Origin of the sequence: Actinoplanes cyaneus (genome assembly GCF_016862095.1) — a bacterium.
In the GTDB taxonomy this organism is placed as follows: domain Bacteria; phylum Actinomycetota; class Actinomycetes; order Mycobacteriales; family Micromonosporaceae; genus Actinoplanes; species Actinoplanes cyaneus.
The window spans coordinates 1-18,520 of record NZ_BOMH01000089.1; the positions used below are offsets into that span (position 1 = coordinate 1).

Below are 18,520 nucleotides of genomic sequence, written 5' to 3' on the forward strand. Positions count from 1 at the left end.
CAAATAGCCTACCCAGCGAGTACCCGCCGGGCGGAAGCTCAAAGTGAGGTCACACGTCGCTGGTCGGACGCGGCGACCTCCTCGGCGTTGCTGACGGCCCAGCGTTGCGTGCGGCTGTCGTAGAGGATGATGCTGCCGTCGTACAGCACGATCCGGTCGCGATAGCTGTCCGGGTCCGCGGCGGTGGTGGCCTCCTGATCGAGTTCCGCGAGCGCCGGGATGACCTCGGCCAGAAGAACGGCCATGGTCATGGACGGCTCGTCGAAGGCCCGATTGAGTTTTTCGGCGACCTCGTGCGCAGTGGCGGTCATCGTCAGTCCTTCGTCATGGCGCTGGTGGGTGCGGTCGTGGTGGCTGCTGGTAGCCGGGCGTTTGCCCGCGATGGCGCCGCTCATGCGCCGTACCCGCACGAGTCGTTCCGGATGTGTCAGATGCTGCCTTTCACGGCTTCCCGCGATGTTGCCATGTGCGGGCCCCGTTGCCGGTCCGCCGGGCCGCGACCGGGCCGCAGAGACAGGATGCGCTTGGCTTTCTGGGAGTCGGTGGCCACATCCGCCTGATCCGAGAGACGCGCGAACAGCGGTGAATCGGCCCGGAGCCGAGCCGGCAGTGGTCAGTCAGTCTGCGGACGGCGTTCGCGCGATGGCGACGGGGCAGTTCGCGTGGTGCAGCACCGTCTGGCTGACGGATCCGAGCAGCAGCCCGGTGAAGCCGCCACGCCCCCGCGAGCCGGTGACCACCAGCTGAGCGCTCTGCGATCGTTCGATCAGCGCCGCAGCCGGTCGTTCCCGCACGAGTTCCTGCTCGATGGCGACCTGCGGGTACCGCTGCGCCCAGCCTGCCAGCGACTCGCTCAGGACGCGGTGTTCCTCATCTTTGAGCGCGCCCGTCTCGTACACCAGCGGCAGTGTGTCCTTCTGATCGACGGCGTCGAAGGCACCCCAGGCAAGAACGGCGGTCAGGCCCGTGGTGCGCCGTGCCGCTTCGTCGATGGCGAATCCGATCGCGGACGCCGATCCCGCGGAGCCGTCGACGCCGACGACGACGGGTCCGCTGGTACGCACCTGGCCGCGGACGACCAGGACGGGGCAGGCAGCGTGGGTGGTGGTGTGCAGGGCGACGGAGCCCAGCAGCAGACTGCGGAATCCGTCCAGGCCCCGGTCGCCGATCACCAGCAGGACGGCGGTGCGCGATTCGCGCAGCAACACCGGAGCCGGAGCTCCCTCGACCAGCGCGGTGGTCGCGCGTACGCCGGGTGCGGTCTTCTCCGCTTCGAGGAGAGCTTCGGCCAGGATGCGTTCAGCGTCGGCTCGCATACCGATGCCCGGCGGTCCGTCGGCGGCGGGGCCGCCAGCCACATCCAGCGCCGCCCAGATGTACGCATGCACGATGCGCAGCGGCCGTTCCCGTCCGACAGCCTCGGATGCGGCCGCCCGGATCGCGGACAGGCTGCTCGCGGATCCGTCCGCGCCTACCACTACTGCGGCTCCAGCTTCGATGTTCATCGCCGACCTCTCGAAATGATCGTGGTTCGACTGCGGTGGGTGGACTCGGCCGGCCCGGATCTCGGCGGGCGGCCGCTCTCTCGAAGCGCGGGCGTCGGCGGTGAGGTCGCGAGCCGACGCGCCGGCCCGGGCACCGCTGGCCCGGGCCCATGGTGTGAGGGTGGTTGTCCGGTGGTGTGCAGCCGGCGGTCGAGGCGGATCGCGGCGTAGCCGAGGCCGCCGAGGGCGGTGACGATGAGCAGGTCGGTGATGGCCAGCGGCTCGGTGCCGAGCAGGGACTGCAGTGGCGGCAGGTAGATGCCGGCGAGTTGCAGGGCGAGTGCGGCGGCGACGGCGGCCGGCAGCATCGGGTTGGCGCGGGTGCCGGGCCGGGCGCGGGAGCCGAGCGCGACGGCGAGCTGGGTGACGCCGAGGGCGAGGAAGGTCAGGGTCTGCCACGGGCGGCCGGTGGCGTGCGCCCAGACGCCGACGCCGACGGTGACCGCGGCGATGACCGCGCCGACGCGCAGGATGCGCTGCCACAGCCCGGCGCCCAGGATCGTCTCGGACGGCGGCCGCGGTGGCCGGTCCATGACGTCCGGGTCGACGGGTTCGCTGCCCAGGGCGAGGCCCGGCAGGCCGTGGGTGATCAGGTTGATCCACAGGATCTGTGCGGGCAGCAGCGGCAGCGCGAGGCCGGCGATCGGTCCGGTGAGCATCACGGCGATCTCGGCGGCACCGCCGGACAGGGCGTAGAGCAGGAAGCGGCGGATGTTGGCGTAGACGCGGCGGCCTTCCTCGGCGGCGGCGACGACGGTGGCGAGTTCGTCGTCGGCCAGGACCAGGTCGGCGGCTTGCCGGGCGACTTCGGTGCCGCGTTTGCCCATGGCGACGCCGATGTCGGCGCGGTGCAGGGCAGGGCCGTCGTTGACGCCGTCGCCGGTCATCGCGACGACCTGCCCGGTAGCTTGCAGGGCGTCGATGATGGCGACCTTCTGCTGCGGGGTGGCCCGGGCGAAGACCCGCGCGCCCTGTCCGGCGCGTGCGCCGGGTTCGGCGGTGCGGCAGTCGACCACGTCGTCGCCGGCGCCGATGATGCCGAGTTCGACGGCGATCGCGGCGGCGGTGGCCGGGTGGTCGCCGGTGATCAGGACCGGGGTGATGCCCGCGCGCCGGCACGCGGCGATGGTGGCGCCGGCCGAGGCCCGGGGCGGGTCGAGGATCGCGACCAGGCCGAGCAGGGTCAGGCCCTGTTCGGGGGCGCCGGAACGGGCGGACGGCGGGCGGTCGGCCTGGGCGATCGCCAGGACTCGGTAGCCGTCGGCGGCGAGGGCGTCCGCGCGGGCGGCTGCTCGGTCGATGAGTTGGGTGGGGTCGGTGAGGACCGCCGGTTGCAGGACCGCTTCGGGTGCGCCCTTGCAGACGATCCGGGTCGCGCCATCGGGAAGTTGGTGGGTGGTCGACATGCGTTTGCGGACGCTGTCGAACGGGTCCTCGCCGATGCGGGGCAGCCGGGTGTGCAGGGTTTCACGGTCGATGCCGAGTTTCGCGGCGGCGGTGAGCAGGGCCACCTCGGTGGGGTCACCGACCGGCAGCCAGTCGGGGTCGTCGCCGTCCGGTGGGTGCAGGGAGCCGTCGTTGCACAACACAGCAGCCCGTAGCAGCTGGGACAGGTCGGGAGCATCGCCGTCGGCCACCACGGTGTCGTTGCGGCGGATGTCGCCGTGCGGTGCGTATCCGGATCCTTCGATCGTGGCTTCTCCGGCGGGGGTCCACAGGTGTCGCAGGACCATCTGACCTTCGGTGAGGGTGCCGGTCTTGTCGGTGGCCAGGACGGTGACCGAGCCGAGTGTCTCGACGGCGGGCAACCTTCGGATGACGGCGTTGCGGGCGGTCATCCGGCGGGCGCCGAGCGCGAGGCTGAGGGTGACGACTGCGGGCAGGGACTCGGGGACGGCCGCGACGACCAGGGTGATCGCGGTGACGATCATGAGTTGGACCGGCTGGCCGCGGAACACGCCGAGGGCCAGGACGACCGCGCACAACACCAGAGCGCCGGCGGCGAGGAGCCGGCCCACCCCGGCGAGGCGGCGCTGCAAGGGCGTCATGGCGGGGGCGGCGGTCATCATGACAGCGATGCGGCCCATGGCGCTGGCCGCGCCGGTCGCGGTGACGAGGGCCCGCCCGCGCCCGCGGACGACGACCGTTCCCGCGGACACGTCGGCTGCCGGCCCGTCGGAGCCGGCGGCCTTGTCGACCGGCGCGGACTCACCGGTCAGCGCTGCTTCGTCGACCAGCAGGGCGCTGGCCTCGACGACGTGCGCGTCGGCGGGCACGATGTCGCCTTCGGCCAGGATCAGGAGATCCCCGACGACCAGGTCCGCGGCCGGAATCTCGCGCTGAGCGCCGTCGCGTACCACCCGGGCGGCGGGTGCGGTCAACGCCGACAGCGCGGAGATCGCCCGTTCGGCTTTGACTTCCTGGATCACCCCGACCGTGGTGTTGACGACGATCACGAACAGGATGACCGACGCGTCGGTGAAGTCGGCAGTGGCCAGGGTGAAACCGGCGGCGGCGAGCAGGACCAGGACCAGCGGGTCACGCAGTTGGGACACGATCCGGCGCCATAACGGCGGCGGGCGCCGGGCCGGCAGCACGTTGCCGCCGTCGCGTGCCAGCCGGTCCGCCGCCTGCGCCGAGCGCAGACCGCCGGACACTCGCGTCGGCGCCCGGGTCACCGCCGCGGCGGCGTCGTCGGTCTCGGCGGAAGTCATCGTGAGTCTCCTCGTGCGGTGCTGAACGACGAGCCGGACGGTCACGCCGTGGGCCAGGTCCAGTCGCGGATCTCGGGCAGGTCTTCGCCGGTACGGCGTACGTGAGTGCGGTGTTCGGTCCTCTTGTCGGCCATCTGCTGGCGCAGTACAGCGGCTTTGCGGCCGAGGCCGGGGACCCGGTCGATGACGTCCATGACGAGGTGGAAGCGGTCCATGTCGTTGACGACGAGCATGTCGAACGGCGTGGTCGTGGTGCCTTCCTCCTTGTAGCCGCGCACGTGCAGGTTGTGGTGGTTGGCGCGGCGGTAGGTCAGGCGGTGGATCAGCCACGGATAGCCGTGATACGCCATGATGACCGGCCGGTCGGTGGTGAAGATCGCGTCGAACTCGGGGTCCGGCAGGCCGTGCGGGTGCTCGGAGTCCGGTTGCAGGCGCATCAGGTCGACGACGTTGACCACGCGGACCTTGAGGTCGGGCAGGTGCCGGCGCAGCAGGTCGGTCGCGGCGAGGATCTCCATGGTCGGTACGTCACCGGCGGCGGCCAGGACCACGTCGGGGTCGCCGTCGTCGTTGCTCGCCCAGTCCCAGATGCCCAGGCCACGAGCGCAGTGCAGGGCGGCGTCGTCCATGTCCAGCCAGGTCGGCGCGGGTTGTTTGCCGGCCACTATGACGTTGATGTAGTCGCGGCTGCGCAGGCAGTGGTCGGCCACCGACAGTAGGGTGTTGGCGTCCGGCGGCAGATACACCCGGACGACCTCGGCCTTCTTGTTGACGACATGGTCGATGAAACCGGGGTCCTGATGCGAGGTGCCGTTGTGGTCCTGACGCCAGACGTGCGAGGTCAGCAGGTAGTTCAGCGACGGGACCGGTTTGCGCCAGCCGAGGTGCCGGGTGGTCTTGAGCCACTTGGCGTGCTGGTTGACCATCGAATCGACGATGTGGACGAACGCCTCGTAGCAGGAGAACAGGCCGTGCCGGCCGGTCAGCAGGTATCCCTCCAGCCAGCCCTGGCAGGTGGTCTCGGACAGGATCTCCATGACCCGGCCGTGCCGGTCCAGGTGCTGGTCCACGTCGTCGACCCGGGCCTGCCACGCCTTGCCGGTGGTGTCCAGGACCGCGCCGAGCCGGTTCGACTCGGTCTCGTCCGGGCCGACCACCCGGAAGTTGCGGTAGGCGGCGTTCGCGGTCATCACGTCGCGCAGCCAGCCGCCCAGCACCCGGGTCGCCTCGGCGGTCTCACCGGCCTTGACCGCGTAGTCGCGGAAGGCGGGCAGTTCCAGGTCGCGCGGCAATCGGCCGCCGTTGGTGTGCGGGTTCGCCGACATCCGCAGGTCACCGCGGGGCAACCAGTCCACGACCCAGGACTGCGGGGTGCCGTCGGCGTCGAACAGTTCCTCCGGCCGGTAGGAGGCCATCCAGGCGTGCAGCGCGTCGAGATGCGCGGCGTCGTCGCGGGCCGCGGTCAGCGGAACCTGGTGGGCACGCCAGGTTCCCTCCACCGGCAGGCCGTCGACGACCTTCGGGCCGGTCCAGCCCTTCGGGGTACGCAGCACGATCATCGGCCAGCGCGGACGTTCGGTGACACCGTCCTCGCGGGCGGCCCGCTGGAGCTCGGTGATCTCGTCGAAGACCGTGTCGAGGGTCGCGGCGAGAAGCTGGTGGACGGTGGCCGGGTCGTCGCCGGCTACCAGGTACGGCTGGTGGCCGTACCCCTCGAGCAGGGAGCACAGTTCGCCGTCACCGATGCGTGCGAGCACCGTCGGGTTGGCGATCTTGTAGCCGTTGAGGTGCAGGATCGGCAGGACCGCCCCGTCCCCGACCGGGTCGAGGAACTTGTTCGAGTGCCACGACGCGGCCAGGGGTCCGGTCTCGGCCTCGCCATCGCCGATCACGCACGCGACGACCAGGTCCGGGTTGTCCAGGGCGGCTCCGTAGGCATGCGACAGCGAGTAGCCGAGTTCGCCGCCTTCGTGGATCGATCCGGGGGTTTCCGGGGCGACGTGCGACGGGATGCCGCCGGGGAACGAGAACTGCGTGAACAACCGTTCCATCCCGACGGTGTCCTGCGAGATGCGCGGATAGATCTCCGAGTAGGTGCCTTCCAGCCAGGTGTTCGCGACCAGTCCCGGGCCGCCGTGGCCCGGGCCGGTCACGTAGATGACCTCCCGGCCCCGCGCCGCGACGATCCGCGACAGGTGGGCGTAGAGCAGGTTCAGGCCCGGGGTGGTCCCCCAGTGCCCGAGCAGCCGCGGCTTGACCTGGGCCGGTTCGAGCGGCTCGCGCAGCAGCGGGTTACCCATCAGATAGATCTGCCCGACCGACAAGAAGTTCGCGGCCCGCCAGTACGCGTCGATGCGGTGCAGTTCCTCGGCGCCAAGTGGTTCGCCCGCTGCCACGGACAGAAAGCCGGTGTGGTCGTCCAGGGGTGCGGTGCGGGTTCCGATCATCAGGAGACCGCCGTCTCCAGCGGTGTGCCGTTGATGACTGGTGCGACGCCTCTGGCCGGGCCGGGCGGCGCGACAGCGGTCGCCGCGTTGTTCTCGCGGGCCAGGAACGTGCCGAGTTCGCCGATGGTGCTCATCAGCGGGGCGGGGAACACCACGGTGCTGTTCTTGTCGACCGCCACTTCGACGAGGGTCTGCAGGTTGCGTAGCTGCAGGGCGAGGGGGTGGGCCATCATGATGTCCGCGGCCGAGCCCAGCGCGTCGGCGGCAAGCGCTTCGCCCTCGGCGGCGATGATCTTCGCGCGCTTCTCCCGCTCGGCCTCGGCTTGCCGTGCCATGGCCCGTTTCATGCTCTCCGGCAGCTGGATGTCCTTGAGCTCGACCAGGGTGACGATCACGCCCCATTCGGCGGTGGCGACGTCGAGGATCTCCCGGATGCTCACGTTGATCCGGTCGGTTTCGGACAGTGTCTCGTCGAGGGTGTGCTGGCCGACAACCTTGCGCAGCGTGGTCTGGGCGATCTGGTTGATCGCCGCGCCGACGTTCTCGATCGCGACGACCGACTTCTCCGCGTCGACGATCCGGAAGTACGCGACGGCGGACACGTCGACGCTGACGTTGTCCCGGGTGATGATGCCCTGCGACTGGATCGGCATGGTGACGATCCGCAGGCTCACCCGGTCCAGCACGTCGACGAACGGGATGATCACGGTCAGTCCGGCCGGCCGGACGGCGATGACTTTGCCCAGCCGGAACAGCACTCCCTGCTCGTACTGCTTGACGACCTTCAAGGCGAGGGCGGCCAACGCCAGGAGCAACAGGATGATGAGGGCAACCCACAGGTACCACATGGTGCAGATCCTGACTTCGGCCGCAGCCGGATATGTCGTGCTCGAGAACAGTCCGCGTTGAGAACGCACCTGATCGTCGCGGAGACGAAGAAACGCCAAGAGGTCCGCGGCAGCCAACTACCAGTCGCCGAGGTCCGGGGCGATACCTCGACCCTACGCCTGTTCGAACCGGCCGGCCACGGACGCCGCCGCGCCGGCGCCGTGAAACAGGCGTACGGTCACGGGTGTCGCCCAGGACCCCGGTGGCCGCCGAGCCCACAGCCTCCGACATCTCCCACACCTCGTGGATCTTGCTGAAGCTCACGTGACTCGAACGGTCCTGGAGTTCGTCCAGGAGCACGGCTGCCGCCCTGAGTAGGTGGCGCCCTTCTCCGCACGATCCGTGGACGCGCAGGACGCGTCGCGGAACATGCGTCATGAACACCTGAAGGTATGTGAGTGCGATGGTCAACATCGCCAACGATCGCGGAACCTCCACCCCGGCCGTCCCCGTGGCCGCCGCTGAAAAGCCCGAGCTCGGTGCCAGGGGCCGGGCAGCCGTGCCGGACACCGTGTTCACGGTGACCGGGAGAACCGCCGTCGCGACCCGGTACCTGCTGGCCGGCATCCGTCTCGCCCTGGGCTGGGTCTTCCTGTGGGCCTTCCTCGACAAACTGTTCGGCCTCGGGCGCGGTACTCCCGCCGCCAACGCGTGGCTGGACGGCGGCAGCCCCACCGCGGGCTTCCTCGGCAAGGCCGCCACCGGCCCGTTCGCCGGCCTCTACCACTCGATCGCCGGCAACGCCGTCATCGACGTGCTGTTCATGGCGGCCCTGCTCGGCATCGGCGTCGCGCTGATCCTCGGCATCGGCATGCGCATCGCCGCGGCGGCCGGCGCGCTGCTGACCGTCCTGATGTGGACCGCGGTGCTCCCGCCGGACAGCAACCCGTTCATGGACGACCACCTCATCTACGCCGCCGTGCTGGTCCTGCTCGCTCTGCTGGGCGCCGGCACCACCTGGGGCCTCGGCCGCCGGTGGGCGGCAACCCCGCTCGTGCGGAGCAACACCTGGCTCACCTAAGCCCGCCCGGCGTGCGCCCCGGACAGCCGGAACGCACGCCCCCGGACGCCTCACAGCACGGCCCCGGCTCATCTCGCTGCGGGCTCTTCGCGATCAGGAGTTCATCATGTTCGATCAGGAACAGGATCATCGCATCGTTGTCGGCGTCGACAATTCCGACGGCTCCGCCGAAGCGTTGCGCTGGGCACTCGCCCACGCGCGGCTGACCGGCGCCACCGTCGAGGCCGTCACCGCGTGGCAGGTGCCGCCCATGTACACCTACGCCTACGGCTGGACGCCGACCGGCATCGATGACGCCGGCATCATCAGATATGCCGAGAAGACCCTGACCGAGACGGTGGCGCAGGCGCAGAGCGGGGATGATCAGCCGGTCGCCGTCACCACCTGGGTGGTGGAAGGGCCGGCCGCAGAGGTTCTGCTGGCCGCCGGCAAAGGGGCCGAACTGATGGTCCTCGGCAGCCGCGGTCACGGCGCTTTCGCCGGGATGCTGCTCGGTTCGGTCAGTCAGCACTGCGTCCAGCACGCCACCTGCCCCACGGTCGTCATTCCGAAATAGGCCGCGCCTGACCGCCGGCCGCCCTTTCACCAGACAGAAAGACAAAGCATCGTGCATCACCGGCATCCGAAGAGGTCCCGACGATGACCACCTTTGTCAAGACTCCCGCCACCGTCACCGCCGGCGGTGACGGTGGCGGGGTCAACCCGCGGGAACCGCTCGCGGAGCTGTATCGGGATCTCCGCACCTCTTCACGGGGGCTGGCCGGGCGCGAAGCTGCCCGCCGGATTGTCGTGTACGGGCACAACGAGCTGACCCGGCGCACCGGCCGGCGCTGGCCCGGCGAGTTGCTGTCGCAGTTCACCCAGCCGCTGGCGATCTTGCTGACGGTTGCCGCCGGTCTGGCCTGGGCCGGCGGCACCCCGGCTCTCGCCGTAGCGGTGGTGGCGGTGATCCTGCTCAACGCCGGTTTCGCATTCGTTCAGGAGATGCAGGCCGAACACGCCGTCGACGTGCTCGCCGCGTTCCTGCCCGCGACCGCCCAGGTGGTCCGCGACGGCGTACGCACGGAGATCCCGGCCCGGGAACTCGTACCGGGAGACGTTCTGATCGTCGCCGAAGGCGATCGGGTCAGCGCCGACGCCCGCATCATCGAGGGTGACATCACCGTCGATCTGTCCGCACTGACCGGCGAATCGATGCCCAACGCCCGCGGCGCCGAGCCGAGCGAGGTCACCGGTTCGCTGCCGGATGCCCACGACCTTGTTTTCAGCGGCACCACCGCGGCGCTCACCGCGACCCAGCTCGCGATCGTCGCCCCGTTCCCGTTCATCGTCTGGGGCGTCGACGAAGCGGCACGCTGGGTGACCCGGCGCCGCTCGCTGCCGGTCATCGTGTCCGCGTCCGCCCCGCAGAAACGAGAGACCCCGTGACAGCGATCCGCGATCAGTTCACCCGGTGGCTGTATCGGCAGGGCCGCCCCAACCGGCTGGCCCGCGTCCTGAACCGGGTATCCGCCCTGCAGTTCAGCAGTGGAAAGCTGGCGCCGCGCAACTGGGTGACCTTGGAGGTTCCCGGGCGCCGCAGCGGCAAGCCGGTGGCCTTCCCCCTCGTCGTCGCCGACCATCGGGGCGAGCGGTACCTCGTGTCCATGCTCGGCGCCCACACGAACTGGGTCGCCAACGTGCGAGCCGCCGGGGGTCACGCCGTCATCCGGCACGGGACACGCGAGAACGTCCTGCTCACGGACGTCGACGCCGGTGCACGCGCGCCGATCTTGCGCCGCTACCTCGAGCTTGCTCCCGGCGCCCGGCCGCACATGACCGTCGACCACCGGGCACCACTGCCCGACTTCGACCGGGTGGCCGCGCACTACCCGGTCTTCCACGTCACCCACGATCCTTCGCCACAGACCGAACAACCTGCGACGGTACGGGCGGGAAGCCGCCTGCTCGGCGCCGGCCTGATGGACCTCGGCATCGTCGTACCCGCCGCCATCACCGTCGGCATCGGCGCCCTGCGCCACCGGCAGTGGGCCCGCAAACCGATGTACACGCTGGTCGGCGCCTACACCCTGATCGGGGCCTCGGTTACCGGCATGGCGATCACCATGACCGCCCGCCACGATCCGGATGCCTCCGCTGCCACCGTCATCGGGTCGGCGCTGATGACGGCCCTGCTCGCCGGGATCACGTGCTACCTCTACCGGCCGCTGTTCCGGCGGCACCCGGCACGCTCCGAAGCATCCGCTCCGGGCATCGCCCCGCCCGCCCACCTGGAGACGAGCACCGCATGACGTACCTGACGGACCCCTCGACCCCTCACGACCATGACCGTCGCACCGAAGCCGTAGCGGTCAACCTTCTCACCGTCGTGCCGATACGCCATGGGCGGAGAACCGTCGGCGCGTACGTGATGACGGCGGAAGGAATCCGGTTCCAGCCGGCCGTCGATGTCACCCGCATAGTTGTGACCGCCCTGACCACGGCGGCAATCACCACCGTCACCATAGCCATCGCCGTCGCGGTACGACGGCCTCCCGCGATCCGGTCGGTCACGATGGGCCCCGGCGGCTGGGTCAGCCTCAAAGGGATGCAGGCGCCGCCCATGCGCAGCGCCGCCGCGCCGGGTCGGCCGTGGTGGGCGCGTGCGCTGCGGGCGCGCCGGCTCGTCGCTGAGCGCTGACGATGTCGCCGCCGACACCTGCCCACGACCCACCGGCTGGGGTGAGCGACGAGGCGTCGCTGCCCGCCGACGTGACGCTGTACTGGCTACCCCTGGGCGCCGGCGGCCACTGCATCCGCTTCAACGGGCGGGTCTTCGAAGCCCTGCAAGCACGTCACCAGCATCGACCCGTGCGCGACCTCTACCACTCCGCTCTGCAGGTACGCCTGGGCGCGCACCGCTTCGTCATCGAGATGACCCCGGTCCTGGGCGGCCGCGCCACCGATCGCGGAGTCGTCCGCGAAGGCCCGGTCGGTTCCCGCCTCCTCGGATGTTCACCGCTGTTCCGATACGAGATCAGGCGGTGGCGCGACGGCACCATCCCCGACCTGGCCGAGGCCGTCACCGGCGCGCACGTCGTCAGCACCGGCACCACCCGGGCACGGGAGGTGTTGCGCCTGGCACCGCTGGTTCCCGCGCTCGTCTGGGGCCGCGACGAAAGCCGTACCGGCGACATGTGGAACTCCAACTCATCGACCGCCTGGCTCCTCGCCGGCAGCGGCCACCAGATGGAGAACATCCGCCCACCCGCCCACGGCCGCGCACCCGGATGGCAGGCCGGCCTGGTCGTGGCCTCCCGGCACAACGCCTCCCGCCGACACCGCGCGACCTGTTCCGGCTGACCCGGCACACCAGGTAAAGGTCTCCTGTTGAACGAGGCTGTCCACACCGGTCCTCAGCCCTCCGGGGCGACGGTTGCCGCTCGTCTCGCCCTACGGAACTGATGCTCCGACCGCCGGCTCATGGACGAGACGGCTTTCCGACGCGGTCGGCGGCGGCCCGGGGGTGGCGGGTATGAGCGGTGTCGAGGGCGGTGATCCGGCGGAGGCACTTCGTGCGGGATCCGGAGTACCGTGGAGAGGTCAACCACAACGCTCTGGACCCCGGCGTCCCTGCTGTTGTGAGGTCTGGGGCCGGCCATGAGATCCTCGATCCGAATCGCGTCGAACACGTTCACCCGTCCGCCTGACGTGAGGGGGTGGTCGTGATGGGCTACTCCGACGTGATCGACCTTCTGCTGGAGCAGCATGACGAGATCCGTCGGCTGTGCGCCGGTGTCGAGCGCTCCCGGGGTGCGGAAAGAGAGCGGCAGTTCTCGGAGCTTGCCCGCTTGGTCCACCTGCACGAGCGAGGCGAACGGGCCGTCGTTCATCCGGCCGCCCGCAACGGCACCGCCACCGGCGACGTGGTGGGCGTGGCCCGCACGCTGGAGGGGGCCACCATTCAGCGGTCCCTCGCGACCCTGCACGAGCTCGGCACCGGCCACCCGGGGTTCGAGAGCGGGTTCGCGGCCCTGTACCGGGCGATCCTGGAGCACGCCACCCGTGAGGAATTGGACGAGTTTCCGATCCTGCGTCTTCAGGTGCCGGTCCAGCGCTTGCACATGATGGCCGGCGAGTTGCACGACGTGCAGGTCATGGATGCGGCCTGAGGGACGCTTCCGTGGTGACTCACCGTTACATACCGGTCTGCGTGGTGTGCGGTTCTGACGCGGTTGACGTTTCGCCGGCTGGTATCTGACCCCGTCGTGCCACCTCCGCTGGCGGGATGACATCACGAGGCAAGTGCCGTCTCGCCGTACGCCCATCCGCCTCGACTGCACGTATACTTGCAGGTGACCGATGGCTTCGTCATCGGTGCCGGCCTCGGCCGGCGCGCGGCCCGGCAGTCGGATGCCGCGCCTTCACCGGACTCGGTGGACCTCGTCCTCGCCTGGTGCCTTCGGGCTGGGCCCCGCGCCTGCGTCGGTCCTGGACGATGGGATCTCGTCATGGCCTTATTCATCCGGCACCCCGAATTTCTGTCTCCGGCCGAGCGTCTTCGGGCGCGGGAGCTGGTGCGGCTGGATCACACTTCCTTCGACGGGAGTTGGTGGCCCGAATCGGCCGATCTCGGCATCGAGCTGCGCATTCTGCTGCCGATGCTCGATCACGTCCGTGGGCCGGTGCGACGGCTGGTGCTCAATGCCGGAGACTGGGCGGCCGGCCCGGACCGGATAGTGACGCCTCTGCGTACGGTCGGCGTCGACAATCTGACCGGTCTGCCGCCGTGGACGATGACCGTCGTCTGCGTCGACGGGGGCACTTTCACGATGCGGGTGGTTCCGCCCGGCCCGGATCTCGCAGTGCTGGACGGCCGGGAAGCAGGCCTCGACACGGATGTCTGGGAGACCGAGGGCGGCGGGCTCGGTCTGCCCCTTCTGCGAGCAGTTCGATGACCATGTGTTGGCCGGCGCGCCGGCTCCGGCCGGCCGTCGGCTCATGAACGAGGCCGTGAGGGTCGCCGGCCCTGTCGCTTCTGCCCCTACGCCTGCGCGGGCATGGTCGCCCAGACGACTTTGCCGTTGTCGGCCGGAATGGCCCCCCACACCTCGGCGGCCGCGTGGACCAACCGCAGACCCCTCCCCCGCTCGCCCAGTGGAACCCGGATGCCGTCGTCCGCCGCGCCCATCAACGGGTACCGGCTGTCACCGTCACGAACGGCCAGATGCAGTCGGCTGCCACGCCGGATCACCGTGACTACGAACTCTGTTCCGGCATGGTCCACGGCATTGGTCGCCAACTCGGACATGATCAGTGCCGCGTCGTCGCGCGTCCCAGCCAGTCGCCAGCCGTCACACGCCCGTATGACGAGGTCACGGGCAGCCCGCACCGACGCCGCTCGCGGCGCCAGGCGCGCTTGCAGCCGGTCGGCCCGCGACACACCGCCGGCGATCGCGATCCGCGCTTGCGTCATGGTGCGAAACACCGTCAGCGGCGGCCCGTCCTGATGCCGTAACCGGTAGTCCAGCATCGTCGCCGGCCGGCAGCAGAGCGCCACCTGCACCGGCGCCGGGCCGAGTCGCGCTTCCCGGACCGCCGCCGACCAGTACGGCAGGCTCACACCGTGCAGGTCGCCGATATCAGAGACATCGATGACGATTGCTTCACAAGGGCCGGCCAGACACCGTCGAAGGCTGTCGGCGACCTGGTTGCCGAGTTGCTGTGACCATCGCCCGTGCACCGACATCTCGACCACTGTGGTGCTCGCGTCCGCCGTGACCCGCACCGACACCCCATTACGGTCGGTACCCACAGTGACCAGGAAGGGCGCTGCGAACGGCTGCATCCCGCCACGCCGTCTTCCGGCAATCATCATTCGCCCGTGTCCAGGTCGAGGCCACGGCCGGCGGGCAGCGCGACGGAGCGAGCGAATCGCTGCTCCTCGGGAATGCCTCTGGCCGCCGGACAGGACAAACCAGCGGCACGGCGCGTAAGTGCCAGCCGAGCGCCGAACGACATGTCCCGCAGCCGCCGGGCCTCGGCCGGCCGATCGGTGGAGACGCGAAGGCCACTCCGCGGGTTCGGCGTCGGATGGGAGCGGCACATTGTGACGATCATGGTTGCTCCAGATGGCACCTAGGTGAGGGCGTTGTGGCCAGCGCTTCATGCCCTTGCTTGCGCCGGTGACCACCGCGGTCTTTCCGGCCAGGTGCAGATCCATCACTCGCTTCTCGCTGGTGTGCCTGTCGGGCCACCGGCAGACACGTCATGACGCCGCTGGTCAGATGGTGGCACGGGCCGCGTGATGACGAGGCCGCTGACCGCGGTAGGGAGCGAGATCAACGACCGATGCCCGGCACGGACCGGGACCGTGCGGGCATGATCGTGCTGGGCTCTGGGTGGACACGGGGCGGCTCAATAGGCCGCGGCCCGACTCAACTCGGTGGCGATCCCCGTACCCCAAGCGGTGATCGCTCCCCAGTCCCGAAAGTCACCGCCCGGTGAGCGCAGCGCTGTGACCAGCGTCTTCTCACCGATTCCGAGCTGGTGCAAATCGAGGCGACCGGCAAACAGACGGTGATCACGGGCACGGGTGGCAGTGAGAAGATCACTGATCTCGGCCGGCTCGTCGACCGGCGCAGCCGGTTCACCGATCGGACCGCTGGAGAACAGCCACACCGGTCGTCCCGGATGTGCCGCGATCCGTTGCGCGAGCTTGCGCGCATCCTTGAGCCATCGCCCCATGTAGAGGGCGCTGCCCAGCACGAACGCGTCGTAGGATGCCAGATCCCGCACATCGGCGCACGCCAGAACGTTGACGACGGTGTCGCCGGGAAGAGCTGAGCGCAGCGTACCGGCGATGCGATCGGCGATCTCCGCAGTGGATCCGTGCCTGCTTGTGGTGCTGACGAGAACCTTCATCGGTGTTGCTCGATTCTGTTTGTTACTCCGGTGCTCAAGCAGGCGAAGGTAGGGCAGCCACTGGGCGGCCGAGTTGAACCTGCGGTCTGCCGCTCCCGCTCGGCGGCGGCGGACAGTTGCAGCGGCGTCCGACGAAGAAGTGAGTGAGTGAGCGAGGTAGCGCTACCGCGACAGTGCCGCCACGGTGAAAGCCTCCAATGACGGTGGACTGTCACATCACCAGGGACTAGAGCGACAGGATGACCCTACGCCTGTGCGGTGGGCTCCGCGCCTGAACGGGCGAGCCAATCAGCGTCACGCACCGATACACCACAGTCGCTGTGTGAGCCACGCGGGCGACCGGAAATGGCTCTCTGGCATGTCGTTTGTGCAGGCCACGGTGGAATACCGGCATCCAGGCACAGACGACAGTCAGGGGTAGGGGCAGGGGAGTATCCCCGCCCCCGCCGGGCCGGCCGATCCTTTCCGACGCGATGCCCGTCGTGACTCGGCAACCGCCCCACGCCAGGAGTCGACGAACATGCGACCGATACCGGATCCCACCTTCGCCCCCGAGCCGGCCTGCCGGCGCATCTTCGCCAGCAACACCCGATGGACCGTCGTGCGCGGCAGCGACCTCGAGGAAGCGACAGCCAAGGCCTGCCCGTGTGGAGCCGGCACGCCGGAGATCCGATCCTCGCGAGCAACCGCACCCGCCGCGTGGACTTCGCCTTGTTCATGGTGCAAGCCCTCACCGACGACGCGCTGATACGAGAGGCACCGGCGATCGTCGCCGGCAACACACCTTCCGCCCTCGCGCACACCGCCGCCGCCACAGGCCGCTGACCGACCACCGCGGGCCATGTGCCGGCCCCGCAGCGCAGTCACGGCGCGCGCAGCTGCCCGAGGGTTTGCCGGTCGGTGATGACCGCGTGGGCGACTTCGGTCAGCCGCCGGTTGTGGTGCCGGGCGTAGTCGCGAATCAGGGTGAAAGCCTCGTCGACACTGACGTTGTGCATCTGCGCGGCCGCGCCTTTGGCCTGTTCGATGACGATCCGGCTGTTCAGCGCCGCTTGTAGCTGTTCGGAGACCGCTTCGCTGCGGGTGACGGCGCGTTCTTGCAACAGACCGATCGTGGCAGCGTCCGCCAACGCCTGCATGATCGCGACGTCGCCGGTTGCGAAGTCATCACCTGCGGCGTCACCGAAGACGTTGAGCGCCCCGATCACCTGCTGGCGCAACCGCATCGGGAAGGCATGCACCGACTGGAAACCCGCCCCGACGGCGAGCGGCGCGAAGCGAGGCCACCGGGCGGCCGCGTCACCCAGGTCCACGTTGACGACGGGTTCGCCGGTGCGGAACGCCTCGAGGCAGGGACCCTCCTCGTTCTGCAACACGAACAGTTCCACCAGGGTGACGTTCTCATCCGTGCCGGCGATGAACTCCAGCCGGCCGTGATGGCCGGCGAGCAGCATGCCGACAGCCGCAGCCTCGGTCAGGCCGGCGACCCGCTCGGTGAGCATGTGCATGTAGTCGACCACGTTGAACTCGTCGACCAGCGTGTCGGCGATCTCGACGAAGGCCGCCGCCAACTGCTGTGCGGATACGGTAATCATGCCTGCCTCCCGGCCTGGCCGGTGGTCACGTATGCGGTCACGACGAATCGCGATCAAACTGCAGTCGGCGGGCGACCACGTCGTGGGCGACCTCCTCGAGGCGACGGCCGTGCGCGAACGCGTACGCCCTCATCTGGACCATGGCCTCCCCGAGGGAAACCCCCAATTGCACCATGACCATCCCCTGGGCCTGGAACATCTGCGCCCGGTAGTCGCCGGCGTCGGCGAGGACGTCACCGAAGCCTCCTGTGGTGGCATCCTCGTGCTGGTCGAGCAAGGCTGTCGTGGTCACCTCCGCGAAGGCGAGCGCGGTGCCCAGTTCAGCGCTGATCAATGAGCCTGGCCGTTTCCGGAACACGTCGAGCACACCGAGGCGCACGGCTCCCATCTGCAGCGGGAACGAGAAAACGGCCCGGATGCCGCCGTCCCAGGCGGTCGGCAGGTACATCGGCCACCGGCCCGGCGACTCGCTGCCGAGGTCCGGGACCAGCACCGGCCGTCGCAGGGCGAACGCATCCCAGCAGGGGCCTTCCCCGAGGACGAACTGCAGTTCCTCCATGCGTTCGGTCAACGGATCCGACGCCGCGTACACCCCTCGCGTGCCGTTCTCGGTCATCACACTGATTCCGGCACCCGAGGCTTGCAACGATTGCGTCGCCGCAGCACACACCCGGTGCAGCAGCCCATCGCCGTTGCCCCGCGGAGCCGGCGCACTCTCGATCAGCTGACGAATCGCAGCGACGCGCTCATCCATGGCTGCCACCCGACGCCACACCACGCCGGCACAATGACACGCCGCCGAAGCGACGGGAAAGCCGTTGCGGACCGAGTGACACGGCTGCACCTCCACGTCCAGGCTTCGCAATATCCGGACAGTCACGGCAAACACGTCAAGCGTACTAACAGCTTGTTCGCCTCGACACCGCCGGGAACGGCGATCAAGGGTGCCGATTATCTCCCCCGAGAAGTGGCTTACCCACTTCGACGCCGACGCCAACCCGGCAGCGGCTCAGCGATGGTCAACACCGTGGCGACCTGCGGCTGGATCCGCAACGGCGGACCACTGTGCCTCGTCAACATCCAGACCGGCATCGACTCCTGCCGCCGCGCGCACGCCTGCCAGGAGAGGTCCGCCACGGCGGTAGATCGACCCGTCCGGAGGACAGCCGCTGCTGAACGGCGGAAGATCAGATGGTGCCGTCCCGGTGATTCGCCGGCGGGGTGTAACCCAGGACGTCGAGGCACCGCGCCGCAGCAGGAAGCGCAGCTGACGCCGCCCTTCGGCGTCGGCCTGGTCCACGGCGTACAGGGCGCGCAGGCCGGCGAGGGTCGGTCCATGCGGTGGCTCAAAAGCAGGCGGGACTTGGATCCGATCGACCTGGGGACTTTGGCCGCCGCCTGCCACCTA

The 18,520-nt window shown here is 69.6% G+C and carries 18 protein-coding genes; 9 read left to right on the forward strand and 9 right to left on the reverse strand.

Annotated features, from left to right (window positions below; translation table 11 throughout):
* Positions 1-38: 38 nt before the first annotated feature.
* The 5 genes from Acy02nite_RS43755 to Acy02nite_RS43775 all read right to left on the reverse strand — a co-directional run bounded on the left by Acy02nite_RS43755 (position 39) and on the right by Acy02nite_RS43775 (position 7,553).
* On the reverse strand, positions 39-395 hold the full coding sequence (locus Acy02nite_RS43755) for a hypothetical protein (protein WP_203755417.1): 357 nt from the start codon (positions 393-395) through the stop codon (positions 39-41).
* A 222-nt stretch (positions 396-617) separates the two neighbouring features.
* A complete protein-coding gene (locus Acy02nite_RS43760; RefSeq protein WP_203755419.1) occupies positions 618-1,505 on the reverse strand; it encodes a universal stress protein in 888 nt (295 codons plus the stop codon).
* A complete protein-coding gene (locus Acy02nite_RS43765; protein WP_203755420.1) occupies positions 1,502-4,258 on the reverse strand; it encodes a cation-translocating P-type ATPase in 2,757 nt (918 codons plus the stop codon). Before Acy02nite_RS43765 ends, Acy02nite_RS43760 begins: the two co-directional genes overlap by 4 nt.
* Before the next feature lie 41 nt (positions 4,259-4,299).
* Positions 4,300-6,705 carry a phosphoketolase family protein gene (locus Acy02nite_RS43770; protein ID WP_203755421.1) on the reverse strand — a complete coding sequence of 802 codons (2,406 nt, stop codon included), beginning with the start codon at positions 6,703-6,705 and terminating at the stop codon, positions 4,300-4,302.
* Positions 6,705-7,553 carry a slipin family protein gene (locus Acy02nite_RS43775; RefSeq protein WP_203755422.1) on the reverse strand — a complete coding sequence of 283 codons (849 nt, stop codon included), beginning with the start codon at positions 7,551-7,553 and terminating at the stop codon, positions 6,705-6,707. Before Acy02nite_RS43775 ends, Acy02nite_RS43770 begins: the two co-directional genes overlap by 1 nt.
* Before the next feature lie 443 nt (positions 7,554-7,996).
* Between Acy02nite_RS43775 and Acy02nite_RS43780 the strand changes: the two genes are divergently transcribed.
* The 8 genes from Acy02nite_RS43780 to Acy02nite_RS43815 all read left to right on the forward strand — a co-directional run bounded on the left by Acy02nite_RS43780 (position 7,997) and on the right by Acy02nite_RS43815 (position 13,551).
* Complete coding sequence (locus tag Acy02nite_RS43780) at positions 7,997-8,614, forward strand: DoxX family membrane protein (protein WP_203755423.1); 618 nt, start codon at positions 7,997-7,999, stop codon at positions 8,612-8,614.
* Positions 8,615-8,720: 106 nt separating this feature from the next.
* Positions 8,721-9,170, forward strand: a complete 450-nt coding sequence (locus Acy02nite_RS43785) for a universal stress protein (RefSeq protein ID WP_203755425.1) — start codon at positions 8,721-8,723, stop codon at positions 9,168-9,170.
* An 83-nt stretch (positions 9,171-9,253) separates the two neighbouring features.
* Positions 9,254-10,042, forward strand: coding sequence for a P-type ATPase actuator domain-containing protein (locus Acy02nite_RS43790; protein WP_203755427.1), 789 nt, complete (start codon positions 9,254-9,256; stop codon positions 10,040-10,042).
* Positions 10,039-10,905 (forward strand): nitroreductase/quinone reductase family protein, encoded by an 867-nt coding sequence (locus Acy02nite_RS43795; protein ID WP_239175838.1) that lies wholly within the window; start codon positions 10,039-10,041, stop codon positions 10,903-10,905. Before Acy02nite_RS43790 ends, Acy02nite_RS43795 begins: the two co-directional genes overlap by 4 nt.
* Positions 10,902-11,294 carry a hypothetical protein gene (locus Acy02nite_RS43800; RefSeq protein ID WP_203755429.1) on the forward strand — a complete coding sequence of 131 codons (393 nt, stop codon included), beginning with the start codon at positions 10,902-10,904 and terminating at the stop codon, positions 11,292-11,294. Before Acy02nite_RS43795 ends, Acy02nite_RS43800 begins: the two co-directional genes overlap by 4 nt.
* A 41-nt stretch (positions 11,295-11,335) precedes the next feature.
* Positions 11,336-11,956, forward strand: coding sequence for a hypothetical protein (locus Acy02nite_RS43805; RefSeq protein WP_203755432.1), 621 nt, complete (start codon positions 11,336-11,338; stop codon positions 11,954-11,956).
* A 365-nt stretch (positions 11,957-12,321) separates the two neighbouring features.
* A complete protein-coding gene (locus Acy02nite_RS43810) occupies positions 12,322-12,765 on the forward strand; it encodes a hemerythrin domain-containing protein (RefSeq protein WP_203755435.1) in 444 nt (147 codons plus the stop codon).
* A gap of 183 nt (positions 12,766-12,948) precedes the next feature.
* On the forward strand, positions 12,949-13,551 hold the full coding sequence (locus Acy02nite_RS43815; protein ID WP_203755438.1) for a DUF5994 family protein: 603 nt from the start codon (positions 12,949-12,951) through the stop codon (positions 13,549-13,551).
* 86 nt (positions 13,552-13,637) lie between these two features.
* Here the strand turns inward: Acy02nite_RS43815 and Acy02nite_RS43820 are convergent, their stop codons facing one another.
* Positions 13,638-14,387 carry an ATP-binding protein gene (locus Acy02nite_RS43820; RefSeq protein WP_203755441.1) on the reverse strand — a complete coding sequence of 250 codons (750 nt, stop codon included), beginning with the start codon at positions 14,385-14,387 and terminating at the stop codon, positions 13,638-13,640.
* A gap of 623 nt (positions 14,388-15,010) precedes the next feature.
* Complete coding sequence (locus tag Acy02nite_RS43825; protein ID WP_203755444.1) at positions 15,011-15,517, reverse strand: flavodoxin domain-containing protein; 507 nt, start codon at positions 15,515-15,517, stop codon at positions 15,011-15,013.
* A 645-nt stretch (positions 15,518-16,162) separates the two neighbouring features.
* Here Acy02nite_RS43825 and Acy02nite_RS43830 point away from each other — a divergent pair.
* Entirely contained in the window at positions 16,163-16,342 is a 180-nt protein-coding gene (locus tag Acy02nite_RS43830) for a hypothetical protein (RefSeq protein ID WP_438820879.1), read from the forward strand.
* 38 nt (positions 16,343-16,380) lie between these two features.
* Here the strand turns inward: Acy02nite_RS43830 and Acy02nite_RS43835 are convergent, their stop codons facing one another.
* Both Acy02nite_RS43835 and Acy02nite_RS43840 read right to left on the reverse strand, forming a co-directional pair.
* Positions 16,381-17,169, reverse strand: a complete 789-nt coding sequence (locus Acy02nite_RS43835; RefSeq protein ID WP_239175840.1) for a GAF and ANTAR domain-containing protein — start codon at positions 17,167-17,169, stop codon at positions 16,381-16,383.
* Positions 17,150-17,866 (reverse strand): GAF and ANTAR domain-containing protein, encoded by a 717-nt coding sequence (locus Acy02nite_RS43840; protein WP_203755447.1) that lies wholly within the window; start codon positions 17,864-17,866, stop codon positions 17,150-17,152. Before Acy02nite_RS43840 ends, Acy02nite_RS43835 begins: the two co-directional genes overlap by 20 nt.
* Positions 17,867-18,520 lie beyond the last annotated feature (654 nt).

Coding starts and splice junctions, on each gene's coding strand:
- Acy02nite_RS43755 (WP_203755417.1), bottom strand. CDS start 395: ATGAGCGGCGCCATCGCGGGCAAACGCCCGGCTACCAGCAGCCACCAC.
- Acy02nite_RS43760 (WP_203755419.1), bottom strand. CDS start 1,505: ATGAACATCGAAGCTGGAGCCGCAGTAGTGGTAGGCGCGGACGGATCC.
- Acy02nite_RS43765 (WP_203755420.1), bottom strand. CDS start 4,258: ATGACTTCCGCCGAGACCGACGACGCCGCCGCGGCGGTGACCCGGGCG.
- Acy02nite_RS43770 (WP_203755421.1), bottom strand. CDS start 6,705: ATGATCGGAACCCGCACCGCACCCCTGGACGACCACACCGGCTTTCTG.
- Acy02nite_RS43775 (WP_203755422.1), bottom strand. CDS start 7,553: ATGTGGTACCTGTGGGTTGCCCTCATCATCCTGTTGCTCCTGGCGTTG.
- Acy02nite_RS43780 (WP_203755423.1), top strand. CDS start 7,997: ATGGTCAACATCGCCAACGATCGCGGAACCTCCACCCCGGCCGTCCCC.
- Acy02nite_RS43785 (WP_203755425.1), top strand. CDS start 8,721: ATGTTCGATCAGGAACAGGATCATCGCATCGTTGTCGGCGTCGACAAT.
- Acy02nite_RS43790 (WP_203755427.1), top strand. CDS start 9,254: ATGACCACCTTTGTCAAGACTCCCGCCACCGTCACCGCCGGCGGTGAC.
- Acy02nite_RS43800 (WP_203755429.1), top strand. CDS start 10,902: ATGACGTACCTGACGGACCCCTCGACCCCTCACGACCATGACCGTCGC.
- Acy02nite_RS43810 (WP_203755435.1), top strand. CDS start 12,322: ATGGGCTACTCCGACGTGATCGACCTTCTGCTGGAGCAGCATGACGAG.
- Acy02nite_RS43825 (WP_203755444.1), bottom strand. CDS start 15,517: ATGAAGGTTCTCGTCAGCACCACAAGCAGGCACGGATCCACTGCGGAG.
- Acy02nite_RS43840 (WP_203755447.1), bottom strand. CDS start 17,866: ATGGATGAGCGCGTCGCTGCGATTCGTCAGCTGATCGAGAGTGCGCCG.